Annotated in this window: 15 protein-coding genes and 1 pseudogene; 5 read left to right on the forward strand and 11 right to left on the reverse strand. The window is 69.2% G+C overall.

The annotated features are described in order from the left end of the window. Nucleotides 1-20: 20 nt before the first annotated feature. The 7 genes and pseudogenes from G5C60_RS13830 to G5C60_RS13860 all read right to left on the reverse strand — a co-directional run bounded on the left by G5C60_RS13830 (nucleotide 21) and on the right by G5C60_RS13860 (nucleotide 6,707). Nucleotides 21-1,139, reverse strand: a complete 1,119-nt coding sequence (locus G5C60_RS13830; RefSeq protein WP_165258712.1) for an endonuclease/exonuclease/phosphatase family protein — start codon at nucleotides 1,137-1,139, stop codon at nucleotides 21-23. Between the two features lie 7 nt (nucleotides 1,140-1,146). Further along, nucleotides 1,147-1,470 (reverse strand): hypothetical protein, encoded by a 324-nt coding sequence (locus G5C60_RS51955; protein ID WP_241266774.1) that lies wholly within the window; start codon nucleotides 1,468-1,470, stop codon nucleotides 1,147-1,149. A gap of 11 nt (nucleotides 1,471-1,481) precedes the next feature. Next, the gene (locus tag G5C60_RS51960; protein ID WP_241266775.1) at nucleotides 1,482-1,850 is read right to left on the reverse strand and encodes a hypothetical protein; all 369 of its coding nucleotides are present in this window, start codon (nucleotides 1,848-1,850) and stop codon (nucleotides 1,482-1,484) included. A gap of 183 nt (nucleotides 1,851-2,033) precedes the next feature. Next, nucleotides 2,034-3,278: a sensor histidine kinase gene (locus tag G5C60_RS13840; RefSeq protein WP_165258630.1), complete on the reverse strand. Its 1,245-nt coding sequence runs from the start codon at nucleotides 3,276-3,278 to the stop codon at nucleotides 2,034-2,036. Between the two features lie 14 nt (nucleotides 3,279-3,292). Further along, nucleotides 3,293-3,982, reverse strand: coding sequence for a two-component system response regulator CseB (gene cseB / locus G5C60_RS13845; protein ID WP_338145812.1), 690 nt, complete (start codon nucleotides 3,980-3,982; stop codon nucleotides 3,293-3,295). Between the two features lie 900 nt (nucleotides 3,983-4,882). Further along, nucleotides 4,883-6,139, reverse strand: a pseudogene (locus G5C60_RS13850) (FAD-dependent oxidoreductase). Between the two features lie 175 nt (nucleotides 6,140-6,314). Further along, nucleotides 6,315-6,707 carry a winged helix-turn-helix transcriptional regulator gene (locus tag G5C60_RS13860; RefSeq protein ID WP_338145813.1) on the reverse strand — a complete coding sequence of 131 codons (393 nt, stop codon included), beginning with the start codon at nucleotides 6,705-6,707 and terminating at the stop codon, nucleotides 6,315-6,317. Nucleotides 6,708-7,218: 511 nt separating this feature from the next. Between G5C60_RS13860 and G5C60_RS13865 the strand changes: the two genes are divergently transcribed. Further along, complete coding sequence (locus G5C60_RS13865) at nucleotides 7,219-8,466, forward strand: FAD-dependent oxidoreductase (protein ID WP_165258637.1); 1,248 nt, start codon at nucleotides 7,219-7,221, stop codon at nucleotides 8,464-8,466. Between the two features lie 229 nt (nucleotides 8,467-8,695). On the opposite strand, the gene G5C60_RS13870 is transcribed toward G5C60_RS13865, so the two are convergent. The 3 genes from G5C60_RS13870 to G5C60_RS13880 all read right to left on the reverse strand — a co-directional run bounded on the left by G5C60_RS13870 (nucleotide 8,696) and on the right by G5C60_RS13880 (nucleotide 11,039). After that, nucleotides 8,696-9,556 carry an SDR family oxidoreductase gene (locus G5C60_RS13870; RefSeq protein WP_165258639.1) on the reverse strand — a complete coding sequence of 287 codons (861 nt, stop codon included), beginning with the start codon at nucleotides 9,554-9,556 and terminating at the stop codon, nucleotides 8,696-8,698. 87 nt (nucleotides 9,557-9,643) lie between these two features. Further along, on the reverse strand, nucleotides 9,644-10,249 hold the full coding sequence (locus G5C60_RS13875; protein ID WP_165258642.1) for a hypothetical protein: 606 nt from the start codon (nucleotides 10,247-10,249) through the stop codon (nucleotides 9,644-9,646). Between the two features lie 298 nt (nucleotides 10,250-10,547). Continuing rightward, a complete protein-coding gene (locus G5C60_RS13880) occupies nucleotides 10,548-11,039 on the reverse strand; it encodes an SRPBCC family protein (protein ID WP_165258645.1) in 492 nt (163 codons plus the stop codon). Between the two features lie 29 nt (nucleotides 11,040-11,068). On the opposite strand from G5C60_RS13880, the gene G5C60_RS13885 reads away from it, so the two are divergent. The 4 genes from G5C60_RS13885 (at nucleotide 11,069) to G5C60_RS13900 (ending at nucleotide 13,945) form a co-directional block, all read left to right on the forward strand. Then, on the forward strand, nucleotides 11,069-11,224 hold the full coding sequence (locus G5C60_RS13885) for a hypothetical protein (protein WP_241266782.1): 156 nt from the start codon (nucleotides 11,069-11,071) through the stop codon (nucleotides 11,222-11,224). A 542-nt stretch (nucleotides 11,225-11,766) separates the two neighbouring features. Continuing rightward, a complete protein-coding gene (locus G5C60_RS13890; protein ID WP_206439492.1) occupies nucleotides 11,767-12,837 on the forward strand; it encodes an aromatic ring-hydroxylating oxygenase subunit alpha in 1,071 nt (356 codons plus the stop codon). Then, nucleotides 12,834-13,004 carry a hypothetical protein gene (locus G5C60_RS13895; protein ID WP_165258647.1) on the forward strand — a complete coding sequence of 57 codons (171 nt, stop codon included), beginning with the start codon at nucleotides 12,834-12,836 and terminating at the stop codon, nucleotides 13,002-13,004. The genes G5C60_RS13890 and G5C60_RS13895 overlap by 4 nt, the downstream gene beginning before the upstream one ends. After that, entirely contained in the window at nucleotides 13,001-13,945 is a 945-nt protein-coding gene (locus G5C60_RS13900) for a PDR/VanB family oxidoreductase (RefSeq protein WP_165258650.1), read from the forward strand. Before G5C60_RS13895 ends, G5C60_RS13900 begins: the two co-directional genes overlap by 4 nt. Here G5C60_RS13900 and G5C60_RS13905 read toward each other — a convergent pair. Beyond that, nucleotides 13,896-14,720: an IclR family transcriptional regulator domain-containing protein gene (locus tag G5C60_RS13905; RefSeq protein WP_165258652.1), complete on the reverse strand. Its 825-nt coding sequence runs from the start codon at nucleotides 14,718-14,720 to the stop codon at nucleotides 13,896-13,898. The genes G5C60_RS13900 and G5C60_RS13905 overlap by 50 nt on opposite strands. Between the last annotated feature and the right edge of the window lie 80 nt (nucleotides 14,721-14,800).

Below are 14,800 nucleotides of genomic sequence, written 5' to 3' on the forward strand. Positions count from 1 at the left end.
GCACGCTCCGGGCATACGACTCACCGCGGTCCGCTGCGGCGGGCAGACGCCGGCTGCCGGACTGCGGTGTGCTCCTCGTCCCCGAGGTCGATGCGGGCCGCCACCGGGATGTGGTCGCTCGGCGTCACCGGCAGGTTCCAGGACGAGGTGGCTTTCACGCCCTTGAGGAGGATCTGGTCGATCCGGACGACCGGAAAGCGCGATGGCCAGGTGAAGCCGAAGCCCTGGCCCGCCGTCGACTGGGCTGAGGTCATGCTCCTGGTGAGCGGGCGCAGCGCGCGGTCGTCGGTTGATCCGTTGAAGTCGCCCATGACGACGACGCGTTGAACCCGTTCCTCGTGCAGAGGGGCCGTGAGGCGGTCGAGGGCCTCATTGCGTGCGAGTGTGGCGAAGCCGTCGGGGCGGACGCGGACTGACGCCAGGTGAACGACGTAAACGGCCAGCGGGCCCTTGGGGGTGACCACCGTGGCGCGCATGGCCCGGGTCCACGGCATGATCGGCACCGCGCGGGCGTGGCGCAGGGGGTAGGTGCTCCAGAGGCCGACCGTGCCGTTGTAGAAGTGGTACGGGTACGAGGAGGCCAGGGCGCGCTCGTACACGGGTGCTGTGTCGGGGCTCAGTTCCTCGAGTGCCAGGATGTGTGCTTTGGACGCGATCAGGCTGCGGGCGGTGCCGCGCGGGTCGGGGTTGTTCTGGTTGACGTTATGGCTGACCACGGTGAGGTCACCGCCCGGTGACGACTTGTCGGCGAGTGAGGCGCCGAAGGTGGCCAGCCAGACGGCGATCGGCAGGACGCAGGCCACCGTCGCCACCGGCGATCTGCGTAGCAGCGCCGCTGCCAGCAGGGCGGGAAGGGCGAGGGCCGTCCAGGGAAGCAGGGTGTCGGCCAGGCTGCCCAGACGGCCGGGGGTGTTGGGGATCAAGCGATGGCCTTGGACGACCAGCGCGAGAAGGACGCAGCCGCCCGTGGTCAGCGTGCCCCGCCGACGGAACCGTCGCGGCCGCAACCGCTGCGGCCGGAGCCGTCGGAGCGGGGGCTGTGGGGAAGAGGCCCCGGCGGTCGTCCCCGGCACATTGGTCGAACCTTCGGGTACCGCCTCCTGGGTTCGCCCGCCGCTCTCTGCCTGTGTTCGCGTCATACTCATTTCAGCTCTCTGTTCGCGCCGAGGCCAGCTGGTCGCGGAGCCCGTCGATCAGTGCGCGGCTGCTGTCCAGCGCCGCCTGGAGTCCTTCGTCCGGCGTGGTGTTCGCTCGCTGGTGCAGGACCGCGCCGAGGAACCGTCGGGTACGGTCACCGACGCGGACCTCGGCGGCCCACAGGAGGTTGCCGCCCGCCGGGGTGCTGGAGCCGGTCTTGATGCCGACGACACCTGAAGTGCCCAGCAGGGGATTGGAGTTGTGGATCAGACCGATGCCGGGGACGGTGGCGGTGGGGCTGGCCACGATGTCGCGGAAGACGGGGATCTCCATCGCCTGCCGGGTCAGTTCCAGTTGGTCGGCCGTGGTACTCGTGGTTCGCCCGGTTCGAGGGGGTGATCCTTGAGGATGACGTAGGCGGTCATCACCTTGGTCAGGCTCGCGATCGGCACCGGGAGCTGTTCGCCCCGCGTTTTTGTGGCCGATATGCCCTGGAGTCCGACCGCGGTCTGGCCTTCCTCCGGCCAGGGGATCGCTCCGTCGTCCACGGCCGCTCGCCAGGCGCTGTCCAGCCTGGTGCGGGAGGCGGACGTAGGGCCGGAGGTGTCGTCAGGTGCCATAGCGACGATCACGGTGGCACCTAGGCCCACCGGTAGGAACAGGGCCAGCAGACCGATCCGGACGTGATGGCGTGGGGCAGGGTGAAGAAACATCGGGAAAGCCACCTCAGGGGGCGCCGTACGTGAGCGATACATCGCAAGGCTGCGGGGGCGGTTCGTCCGGACGACGGGCAGCGGAGCGCTACGGGCGCTCAGGAACCCGTCAGCTGTGTATCAGTGCCGGCAAGGGGGAGGAAGGAAAGGCTTCCGGGCCGGGGCGAGGCGGGATGGTCCGGGTCACCGGGCAGCTGCGGGGACGTCCGTGGGCAGGCGCAGCACAACCACCGCTCCCCCGTCCTCAGGGTGGTTGGCGAAGTCCAGGGTTGCCCCGATCACCTTCGCCTGACCACATGCGATCGTGAGGCCCAGGCCGTGCCCGCGGCCCCGCTCGGCGACGCCGGTACGAAACCGCTGAGGGCCGTGGGCCAGGAGGTCGGCGGGGAAGCCGGGCCCGTGGTCCCGTACAGTGATCGTCGCTTTGGCGACGGTGATCTCCACGGGGCCGGCGCCGTGGCGATGGGCGTTGACGACGAGGTTGGCGATGATCCGGTCCAGGCGTCGCGGGTCGGTCTCGGCCAGCGGTGTGCCGTGGGCGCTCACCCGCGCCGTCACGCCGGTCTTCACCGCCGACTCCTCGACCAGTTCGGCCAGGTCCACCGGCCGTGACTGTGGCCGCTCGGCGTCCGCGTCGAGACGGGAGATCTCCAGCAGGTCCTCGACCAGGTCGCGCAGTACCCGGGCCCGGCCTCTGACCAGATCGGTGGCCTCCCCTTCGGGAAGCAGGCCGGCCGAGGTGACCAGTCCCATCAGCGGCGTGCGCAGCTCGTGCGCGACATCGGCGGTGAAGCGCTGCTCGGTGGCGATGCGCTCGCGCAGGCTGTCGCCCATCGCGTCGACCGTTGCCGAGATGGCGTTGATCTCGTCGCGTGTGCGGCTGCCCATGTTCGTGCGGGCGTCCAGGTCGCCCGCCGCGATACGGCGGGCGGTGCGGGCCACCCGGCGCAGCCGCCTGGTCGGAAGTTCCATCGAGAGGGCTGTGGCCGGGATCACAACGGCCAGGGCGAGCAGTGAGTACTTCCACATGTGGCGGTCCAGGGCCTGCCTGGTGAGCAGGTCGGCCGTCATGTCGAACTCAGTGGCGTAGAGCCGGCCGCCCTGCTTCTTCGCCACCCAGAAGGTGGGGGCCGGCAGCTCCTTCTCGTAGACGCTGCCCCGGCCGTGCAGCTCGATCTGTCGCAGCAGGGATTCCGGAAGCCTGCTGGGGTCCGCGAGGGGCGGTTGCCGACCGGAGGCCCGGGCGTCCCGTACCTCCGCGTCGAGCTGTTGCCAGGCCTGGGACTCGCCTTCGTTCAGGGACCACTTCAGCGTGGACTCGTGCACCAGCACACCGACCGTGAGCGCCATCGCGGAACAGGCCATGGCAACCAGAAAAATGATCTTCCAGCGTATCGAGCGGGGGTTCAGCGCGTGTGCGATCGGCATCTCGGCTCTCCGGTTCAGCGCCGCAGCTTGTACCCGAAGCCGCGGACCGTCTCCACGCGGTGAGCTCCGATCTTCCTGCGCAGCCGCTGCACACACAGGTCGACGACCCTCGTGTCACCGTCCCAGCCGTAGTCCCAGACGTTGCGCAGCAGGGTCTGGCGGTCCAGCACGATGCCGGGGTGCGCCGCGAACTCCAGCAGCAGCCGCAGCTCGGTCGGGGCCAGGGCGATTTCCTCGCCGTCCAGGCGGACTTCCAGAGCCGCGGGGTCGATCACCAGGTCGCCGAAGACCAGCAGGCGGGGCGCGGCGGGGCGCTCGGCCCCGCCGGCCTGTGCGGCGGGGACCGCGGTGGCCCTGCGCAGCAGCGAGCGGATCCGGGCCACCAGGACGGCGGTGTCGACGGGCTTGACCACGTAGTCGTCGGCACCGGATTCCAGGCCCGAGACCACGTCGAGGGAATCGCCGCGCGCGGACATCATCAGGATCGGGTCCATGCTGGTCTCCCTGATCCGGCGGCACAGTCCAATCCCGTCCAGGCCCGGCAGCATCACGTCGAGCAGCAGTAGGTCATGGTGGGCCTCCCGGAAGAGCTCCAGACCAGTCAGCCCGTCGCCCGCCACGGTCACGTGGTAGCCGTAGCGTTCCAGGGCCATCGCGACGGATCTGCGGATCACCGCGTCGTCCTCGACGAGGAGGATGGTCACTGCGGTCGCGGAAGGCGCAGCGGTTTGCGGAGCCTCAGGGTTCTCGTGGGCGGAATCAGACATGTACATCCATCGTGAGAGGCGCCGGGGCCGGGGCTCCATCATGCCGTACGGGACAGCGGAACCCCGCGGGGTCCGGGAGCCCTTGAGCCCGCCACCGCAGGCCTGACCTGCGCTGATACGGGGGTGATACGGGGGTGATACACCATCGCGCGGCAGCAGGGACGCGGTTGCGCCACCGTGGCCGCACGAATGTGGGCTGCGGTGGTCTGAAGCGCTAAGCCCTCGTCGCCCCTGGGTGGTCGGCTGACGGGGCATCGGGCACCGGCAGCGCATGAGATCTGAAGTCTTCCCGCAGATACCGGTAGTTCGTTAATCCGGTGGTGGTGTGGGTTGACGGCGGGTCGGGCTGGTCGTAGGCCGGTGGTACGAGTCAACTGCCGTGCTGGGGGCTGAGGATGACTGCTCGCCGGTTGAGTATCTGACCGGGTTGCTGGCGCCGCGGGAGCGGAACAAGACGATCACCTGCCTGGCATGCACCGGCGCTGGAACGAAGGTGTCAGAAACGCCGTCCAGCTCTACCGCGAGATCCAACAACTGGGCTATCACGGTGGCGAGTTGGCCGTCCAGCGTCATCTGCGGCGCTACCGAACCGGGCGCGGACACGCACCCCCCAAGCCGCCGTCGGTCTGCGAGGTCAACTCCTGGATCACGACCCATCCCGAGACCCTCCGGGACCAGGACGCCGACAAGCTCCACCGCCTGCGCAAACGGGATCCCGAGCTCGACCGGCTCACCCTCCATGTCAGGAAGTTCGCCGCGATGATGACCGCACGCAGGGCAGCCCGGTCTCGAAGGCGACGGCCTTGGCCGTGCCCACGGCCGAGCCGCCGCCGATGCTCAGCAGGCAGTCCGCGTCGATCTCCCGGGCCAGGGCGGTGGCCGGCCTCGCGGATCCGCCGGCACGTGCCGGCGGACATCGGTGACGTGCCCGGCGATGCGGTCGGCGATCAGGCCGAGCAGGTCCTCCCGCGACTTCCGCTCGCGCGGGCTGGCCACCAGCAGGACGCGTCGAGCTTGAAGACGGTCGAGTTCGGCGGCCAGTTCGGCTTGTGCCACTCCGGTGCCGTACACGACGCGCGGTCCGAGCAGCGTGAAGGTGTAGGCGGCCCGCCGGGGCTCGAGTTGCCACTCGGCCGGATTCCCGCTGCCAGGATGGTATTCACTCGGCCAGGCGCCGAGTGCGACACTCGCGGGACCGATCGCGCCGGCGACGAGTTGCTCGTCGCTCAGCGGGGTGGTTGCCGCCAGATGACGGCTCTGCCGGATGCCCAGTTCCGGTCCGGTCGAGACGATGTAGGCGTCCTCGCAGCCTGGCAGTCCGCGCAGCACCTCGAGGTACGCCCACGCCTGCCTGCGTGCGTGGCGCGTTGCCTCCGTATAGGACCAGGCCTGGAGCGGGTCGAGATCCTCGTCCGCGAGATAGGCGATGACGTCCCCGGAGACCGGCAGAACACCGATGAAGCCGGAACTCGACGTGATCGGAAGCGTGCCGTCCACCGCCGCGGACCGGACGGCGTTACGGATCATTTCCAGTTCGGGGCGTGCGTCCCCGGAGAAGCCGGAGAACCGAATCGACATCGTCGCGGTCTGCGTCCGCCCTTCCGCGCCGACTTCGACCGTGGCGCCCGCGAGTGCCGAGAGGGTGCCGTCGCCGCTTGCGTCGACTTAGGCGTCTGCCGTCGCGGTGTGGTGGTGACCGCCGAAGTCGACGTACTCGACCGTCCGGACCTGGTCGTCGTCGCGTTGCGCACCGATGACGGCGGCGCCGAGGACAACCTCCGCACCTGCCTGTGCCACGAGGTCGTCCATGGCCCGCTTCAGGGCTTCCGGGTCGAACAGCGGAACCGTCCACTGTCCGGCGACGACGCCGTACCGGCTCACGCCCCCGAGTTCGGAAAGCCGAGCGAGGGCGCGGTCGGCGACCCCGCCGACCGCCTTCTTCGAACGGCCGTCGCAGGTGAACAGGCCGCAGTAGCCGAGCACGTTGCGCAGCGTCGCCGCGCCGCCGAGCGCGCTTGACCGCTCGATCAGCAGAGTGCGCCCACCGCCGCCGCCGCACCGGCGGTGCCACCACCGACCACGACCACGTCGCATCTTTCGACTTCCCCGAGCGCGCCCATGCGTCGCCTTTCACTCAGCCCCGGTGGAACCCGGGCGGCAGCGACACTACGACTTGGGCTTTCCTGCAGTAAGTACCTACCTTTTTGTAAGGAAGGTGCGAATCAGAACGCTACGGCACATCCGCAGGTGGCCAACAGCGATGGCGGCGTCAGGACGGGCTGCGCCGAACGTTGGTCCTGGCGTAGCACTCCCGGGCCGCGATGACATCAGCTGTGTGGCTGATCGACCAGTCCCGGAGGGCGGCGAGCGGACCGCGCAGGGTCGCCCCCAAGGCCGTCAACCGATACTCGACCCTGGGCGGGACCTCGGGATATACCTGCCTGGAGACCAGGCCGTCTTCTTCGAGATGACGCAGCGTCTGGGTAAGCATCTTGTCGCTGACGCCCTCGATCTGGTCGCGGATCGCGGCGAAGCGGTGGGGACGCCGGTCGGCGAGCTGCCCCAGCACCAGGACGGTCCATTTACCGCCGATGCGATTGAGCAGATCACGCGAGGGGCATTCCCGCGCATACGGATCCCAGGACGGTTCGGTGCTTGTCACGACGTCCAGTATAAGCGGTTAGCAGCTAACTTCCAGGTCGGTACTTCCCGCAGGTAAGTCAGGCAAGTTAGGTAGGGGCCAGTGAGTCTCATCGACCAGAGAAGGGGAAGCGCATACCGATACTGTTCACAGGGGCTGTCGGGCGCCCCGGCCGCCAGGGAACCGGGCAGTTGCTGGAACCCGGCGTGGCCGCGGATCGGATCGTGGCTAGCGGCCGCAGCGCAACGAGGTGCGTCGGACTTACCCACGAGAGCGGGGCATGCGCGCGCCGCCTCCACTTCGTCGGCCCGGGAACTGTCGCTGCCGACTCGGTCGCCGGGTCAGGCCGAGGCGCGCTCTGTGCGGACGCGATGGACGGAGCTGCCGCGTGAGGACGCCCGAGAGACCCGCGCCCAATGCCGGCACCCCTCCGGCCGACGACGCCAACCGCACTGATCCTGCCGGTCACCACGGCCGTTCTGGTCGAGGTGGTCAATCGGGTCGTCCCCGTCGTTCCGCCCCGCATTACGACGTGGTCGTGGTCGGCGGCGGCACCGCAGGGGTCGCAGCCGCCTGCGGTGCCGCCCGATCCGGGGCGCGCACCCTGCTGCTCGAACGCTCCACCGCCCTCGGCGGTGCGGCGACCATACGAAACGTCCTGGGCTACTGCGGGCTGTGGACATGTGAGCCCACCCCGCGAAAAGCCGTCGGCGGTGTTGCCGACGACCTGCTCACCGCGCTGCGCAGGCTGGGCGGGGTCAGCGAGATGGCCGTGGTCGGCCGCGATTACTGGGCAGTCGTCTTCCTCGATCCGGAAGCCGGCAAGCGCGCACTCGACCAACTCTGCGCCGACAGCGGCGTCGACGTCCGACTCTCCGCAACCCTGATCGCGGTCGACCGCGACGGCGATACCCTTCGCGGGATCACCTACGTCGACTATGCGGGCAACCACATCATCGCCACCGCCACCGCCGTCGTCGATACCAGCGGCGACGCCACCGCCACCGCGCTGGCCGGCGCGGAATTCACCATCGGCGCGGCCGGCCGCCTCCAGACGGCCACCATGGCCACCCGCTACAGCGGCATCGCCCCGGACGCGGACGTCACGCCCGACACCGTCGCGGCAGCCGTCCGCCAAGCCCAGCGCGAGGGTCTTCCCGACCTCACCTCCTCGAGCGGCTTCGTCATGCGGCTGCCCCTCTCCGCAGACGTGGTCGTCTACCTGGCCGACGAAGACCTCAACCCACTCGACCCGGTCGCCTATACCGCGGCGACCCAACACGCCCGCAGGCAAGCCTGGGCCCATCTTGAGGTGCTGCGTCGCATTCCTGGCTGTGCATCGGCATACATCGTCTCCACCGGTCCAGAACTGGGCATCCGCCAGTCACGCCACCTCACCGCGCACACTCCCCTGCGCGACAACACGCTCCACAACGGCATCACGCAGCCAGAGAGCATCGCGCTCGGCGCCTGGCCGAGCGAGTTCCACCCCGGGACAGGTGAGCCGTCCGAATGGGTAGGGATCGGCGGTGACCGCGTATTCGGCATCACCTTGGACAACCTGCGAAGCGCCGACACAGCCAACCTCTTCGCAGCCGGACGGATGCTCGGCGGCGACCGTGTCATCGGCGCGTCCGTCCGAGTCATGGGCACCGCACTGGCGACCGGCCACGCCGCCGGTATCGCCGCGGCGCTCATGAGTGACTCCGCGGACGACCTCGGTGCCCGGACTCGGCAGGAACTCGGGGCGCAGGGCGCGCTCCTGACGCTTGATAAGTGACTCACGCTGCCCGCTCCTTGGGGGCGCACGCGTCGGCACGAAGCGGGACGTCCGTGCCGATGCGAACAGGAGGCATCCGAATCGCCAGTCATGGCCGACTGAAGAGACGTGACGGGGCCACCTCGTATCGCGGTTGTGCCAGTCAATCAGGGTGGCGACTGGGAGGGAATGCGCCGTCCACAACACCGGCCCGCGAACCTCGTGGGGTTCGCGGGCCGTGGCGGAGAGGTTACTGGGCGAGCGCGGCCGCGATCGCCTCGGCAGGGGTGGTGGTCCTCCGGCCGAGGAGGCCGCGCAGGTCGCCTGTGTCGGCGAGCAGTTCTCCGCGGCCCAGGCCGAGGTCGGAGTCGGCAAAGACGTGAGCGAGGCCCTCCGGCACGCCCACTCCGACCAGTAGGGCGATGAATTCGTCTGTGGGCAGGTCGGTGTAGACGATGTTCTGGCCGGTGGCGGCAGACACGTGCGCGGCCAGCTCGGTGAGCGTGAACGCTTCGTCGCCGCCGAGCTCGTACACCGCTCCGAGGTGCCCGTCAGCGGTCAGGACGGTCGCGGCGGCCTCGGCGTAGTCAGCGATGGTCGCGGCGTTGACCCGTCCTTCGCCGGCGGCACCGGCGATGCTGCCGTGCTGTTGGTACAGCGGCAGCTGGGAGGTGTAGTTCTCCAGGTACCAGCCATTGCGCAGGATCGTGAACGGGATCGTGGCGGCCCGCAGGTACCGCTCGGTCTCCCGGTGCGCCTCGGCTAGGAGCATGCGCGCGGATTCGGCGTTGGCGGTGCTCGTGTACACCAGGTGTGACACGCCTGCCGCCTTGGCGGCATCGATGGCGCGGCGATGGTTGCCGATCCGCTCGCTGGGCGTGGTGGTGGAGACGAGCAGCAGCTTTTCCGCGCCGTCGAAGGCCGCGGCGAGGCTCTCGGTGTCCGCGAAGTCGGCGCGGCGCACGCTGACACCGCGGTCGGCCAAGTCCTTGATCTTTTCAGTGTCGCGGCCGGTGGCGATGATCTTCGACGCCGGTACGCCGCGGCGCAGCAGCGTCTCGACGGCGTGACGGCCGAGGCGGCCAGTAGCACCGGTAACGGCGATGGACATGTGGTGTCTCCTTCGGACTGGGTGTTTCCACCGCCAGTACACCGACGTAACTCTCTCTTGGGAAGTAGCCACTTTTTAGTAAGCTACTCACCCGCCCAGGTCCCGTTCGGGTCCCTGGGAGCGCAGACGCTGGTGTGGAAGCTGGCTGCCCGCATCCAGTACGCGAGTGCCGGAGCCCATGGGCGAGCCTTCCATGCCAGTGAACTGCCCGCCCTGTACGAGCAGTTCGTCGAGGAGTTGCAGGCCTTTCCCCTGGTTCCCGACGTCTACTGGCCGCATGGCGGCGAACCGGAGCTGACGGGCGAGCAGCGCGTGCGGCTGGTAACGGGCTTCTCCGGGGCCGGGAATCCACACTGGGCGGCGCACGCCGCCGCCCGGTGCCCGCTCCCGGTCACCTACTTCGATGCCGGCCAGATGCCGCCCGCGGTGGTGCCCGGTGCGCTGGCCCGGGAGGTTGCTGCCCGGCACCTGAGCGGGCCCGACGCCGTGAGCCTGCCGAGCGGGGCCGGCATCGACGTCCTTCGGGCCGTGCACGGCCGACTGGCCCACGACGGCGCAGCCATCGCGGTCGTCATCGACAACGTGCACGACCTCCCATCCGACGACGCACGGCTGCTTGTCCAGGCGCTGCCGACGGCCCGGATCACGCTGCTGGGCCACCCCCACCCGGAGCAGACCGCGCTCGCCGCGCATCTGGGTGTCTCCGCCGAGTCCTTGCCCGGCTGGGACACCGACACCGTGGCCGCCGTCTTCGCTGCCGAAGACTGCACCCTGGACTACCCCACCGCACAGCGGGTCTTGGCGCTCACAGCTGGTTTGCCGCTGTACGTCCTCAACTCCGCGGCGCTCACCCGCACTCTCTACGCAGGTGACGGTGCCGCCTTCTGCGCGGCGGTGCAGGAGCAGACCCACCTCGCCCCCACGGCCCAGGAACGCATCCTGGCAGAGACCTTCGGGCACCTTTCCGTGCTGGTACGCACGATGGCCGGCCTCATGGCCAGCGCCGAAGTTCCCCTGAGCAGCCCGGAATTGCAGCAGCTGGCGGCAGCCGCGGGACCGACACGTCCTGAGCCAGGATGCCCTCCACGAGGGCCTTCAGGTTCGCCACGGAAGCGGTCTCCGTGTCTGCGGTCACCACCCCGCTCGGCGCCTCGTCCGTGTTGTTGAAGACTCGGCGGAAGAGGGTGCCTTCGGGGACCTCCGCGAAGGTGTACGAGATGGAGCCGGGCAGGTCCACGAGCTCGATCGTGACTCGCTTGCCACGCTCGTGCTCCGCCACCCTCCAGGCGAGTTCCACCGTGCCGTCCGCGGTCCGGATGAACTCGGTGAACTCGTCGCCAGGGAGGAACGGACGGTCGATGGTCCCGGTGACGGACCTGGTCAGCACATGCCACTTGGGCCAGAATCGGACCTGGGTGACGATATCGAACACCTGCTGGACGGGGCCGTTGATGGTCGTTTCCAACGGGATGGAGGAGGTCATGTCGCTCCCCCGTCCCTGCGGACCTGTCGCTGGCGAGCTTCGACAACTGCTTCCTCGCCAAGACCCGCCGCCTCTCCCTCACCAGCGTCGACATCGGCGCCCACGAGGTGGGCCGACGCGTCACCCGAGCCCCGCTCGACTGGACTCCCGCCGAGAACGGCAGCTTGACCGACCCACGCTCTTGAAACGGCACCCAAATCCGCGATGAACGGGGCTTCTCGCCTGCGTCGCGACCCACCTGACACTCCATCACAATCGGACACGGCCCGAGCCCAAGCCGGGCTGCTCCTGGCCCGGCAGGTTCAAACAGTCGCTATACATAGGTCCGCCACCCCCTTGGCCTGCACTTATGTGCCACAGGGCCCAAAGAGCGGCGAATTCGACCCGGATTCGACCCCACGGCCTCATTTCACGGCGACGCGCACGCCTGATCAGCGATGACGCAACTTCTGCCGGTGTACCAACGAATTGCGGAAACTTAATCACCACAAGAGCCCCAATTAGGATCAATCTCGTAAGTCAACAACCCTGAAGCGGACACGCAGCCCAGCGATGCAGACACAGTGCCGCGTGTTGGCCCGAGCCCATCCCGACTCAACCCCACGAGGGACTACATACCCTGAACAGGCCTTTTACCGATCTGCTTCCGTGAGGCGGAAGAGGTATTGCGGCGCAGTGACGCCCTTCCGGAAGATGTCGTCATCACCCAACGACGGGAGCCGCAGCCATGCCGCACATGACCACGTTCGCCAGGAACCAGTGGTACGTCGCCGCCTACTCCCACGAGGTGGGGCGTGAGTTGCTCGGCCGGACGATTCTCGGCGAGCCGCTCGTCTTCTACCGGACCGAGGAGGACGGGACTCCCGTCGTCCTGCACGACCGGTGCGTGCACCGCCGGTACCCGCTGTCCGAGGCCCCGACGCGCCTCGACGGCGACCGGATCGTGTGCGGCTACCACGGCTTCACGTACGACACCACCGGCGCCTGTGTGTACGTGCCCGGGCAGAAGCGCGTACCGCGCACCGCGCGCGTCACCTCGTACCCCGTCGTCGAGCAGGACTCCCTGATCTGGGTGTGGATCGGCGACCCGGCCCTGGCCGACCCGGAGACCATCCCGCGGGCGAAGCACCTCGACTCCCCCGGCTGGACCACCGTCCGCGGCATGGAGCCGATCGACGCCGACTACGGCCTCCTTGTCGACAACCTCCTCGACCTCTCCCACGAGACCTATCTGCACGGCGGGTACATCGGCACCCCGGAGGTCGCCGAGACGCCCATCACCACCGAGGTCGACGAGGGCGCGGGCATCGTGCGCGTGAGCCGCCACATGGACGACGCCGCGTGCCCGCCGTTCTACGCGAAGTCGACCGGCATAGAGGGCCGTATCACCCGCTGGCAGGACATCGAGTACCACGCGCCGTGCCTGTACCTGCTGCACAGCAGGATCGCCCCGGTGGGCGTGCTGCCCGAGGCCGACGGCAGCGACCCGAACGGCTTCCACACCGAGATCACGTACGCCATCACGCCGTCCGCCGACGGCAAGGTGTACGACTTCTGGGCCGTCTCGCGCGACTGGGCGACGGAAGACGACGAGGTCACCGAGTTCCTGCGGGGCAACAACCACACGGTCGTGATGCAGGACGTCGACGCGCTGAACCTGCTGCAGAAGACGTTGGGCTCGGAGCGTACGGGGTACCAGGAGCTGAGCATCAACATCGACACCGGAGGCCTGGCCGCCCGCCGTATCCTCGCCCGCCTGGTCGAGCAGGGTGAGAAGCCCATGGAGAAGGTTCAGTGAGCAGTCCCACCGGCGAGATCTACCGCATCGACTGGCTGCCGGGCACCGACATCCTGCACGGCACCTGTCACTGCGGCCGCGAGCACACCGCGCAGGACCCCGTCGAGATGTGGGAGTGGATGCTCGCCCACCCACAAGGACACGAGCCGCAAGGAACCAGCTCATGACCTCGTACGAAGCCGAACTCGTCGTCGGCCGCCGGGACGTGGCGGCCGACGGCGTGCTCGCCCTCGCCCTCCGCCATCCGCTGGGCGAGGAACTCCCCGCCTGGGAGCCGGGCGCGCACATCGACGTCCTGCTCGGCCCGGACCTGGAACGGCAGTACTCGCTGTGCGGCGATCCGGCGGACCGGCACGTGTGGCGGATCGCCGTCCTCCGGGAACCCGACGGGCGCGGCGGATCCGCCTACGTCCACGGGGAGTTGAGGCAGGGGGACAAGGTCAGGGTGCGCGGTCCGCGCAACCACTTCGCCCTGGAGGCCGCCCCTCGCTACCGCTTCGTCGCGGGCGGGATCGGCATCACCCCGATCCTGCCGATGCTGGCGGCGGCCGAGGCGGCGGGCGCGGAGTGGACGCTGCTGTACGGCGGGCGCACCCGCGACTCCATGGCGTTCACCGGGGAGTTGGAGCGGTACGGGGACAAGGTGCGGATCGCGCCGCAGGACGAGACGGGACTGCTCGACCTGGACACGGCTCTCGCCGACCCGGCCGGGGACACGCTCGTCTACTGCTGTGGACCCGGCCCACTGCTCGACGCGGTCGAGGTGCGGTGCGCGGGGTGGCCGAAGGGGGCCCTGCACGTCGAGCGCTTCGAGCCCAAGGCCCAAGAGGTGGGTGAGAACACCGAGTTCGAGGTCGTACTGGAGCGGTCGGGGCGCACGGTGACCGTTCCCCCGGACGCCTCCGTGCTCGACACCGTACGGGCCGCCGGCGTCGAGGTCCTCTTCTCCTGCACCGAGGGCACCTGCGGAACGTGCGAGACCGATGTCCTCGAAGGCACCCCCGACCACCGGGACTCCATCCTCACCGATGAGGAACGGGAGGCCGGGGAGACCATGCTCATCTGTGTGTCCCGGTGTCGCGGGAAGCGCCTCGTGCTGGACCTGTGAGACCCGTGACCCGCAGGTCGGCCTCGATCCGGGCGACCGTGGCCAGCAGATGGGGCAGCAGGTCACGGCGTACGGACTCGACGGAGTTGCGGGCGGCGTGCACGGGGATGTTGACGGCCGCCACGACCTCGCCGTCCCGGTCGCGCACCGGGACGGCGACCGAGCGCAGCCCCTCCTCCAGTTCCTGGTCGACGATCGCGTACCCCTGACGGCGTACGCGGCGCAGTTCGGCGCGCAGCGCCGCTGCCGAGGCGATCGTCCGGGCGGTCAGGGGCCGCAGGTCGGCGCGGGCGAGCCGGGCGTCGATCTCCTCGTCCGGCAGATGCGCGAGGATCACCCGGCCCACGGAGGTCGCATGCGCCGGGAAGCGGGTGCCGACGGTGATCGTCGCGGTCATGATGCGGCGCGTGGGTACGCGCGCCACGTACACGATGTCGTCGCCGTCGAGAACGCACAGGGACGACGACTCCCGTATCTGCGCGACGAGTTGCTCGAGATGGGGTTCGGCGATCTCGGGCAGGGTGAAACTGGACAGGTACGAGTAGCCGAGTTCCAGGACGCGCGGGGTGAGCCGGAACATCCGCCCGTCCGTGTGTACGTATCCCAGGTCGACGAGGGTGAGCAGGAAACGGCGGGCGGCGGCGCGGGTCAGTTCGCAGGAGCGGGCCACGTCGCTCAGGGTCAGTTCGGGATGGTCGGCGTCGAAGGCGCGGATGACCGCGAGGCCACGCTCGAAGGACTGCACGAAGTGCGCTGCGCGGGCTTCAGCGGACATTGTCGCCTCCACGAGGACGCACGGGCGTGCGCTCAGTACGCACGAGGGTGCGTTCTGCGCACGCTAGGAGCACACTTCGA

Source organism: Streptomyces scabichelini, from assembly GCF_011045015.1.
GTDB lineage: Bacteria > Actinomycetota > Actinomycetes > Streptomycetales > Streptomycetaceae > Streptomyces > Streptomyces scabichelini.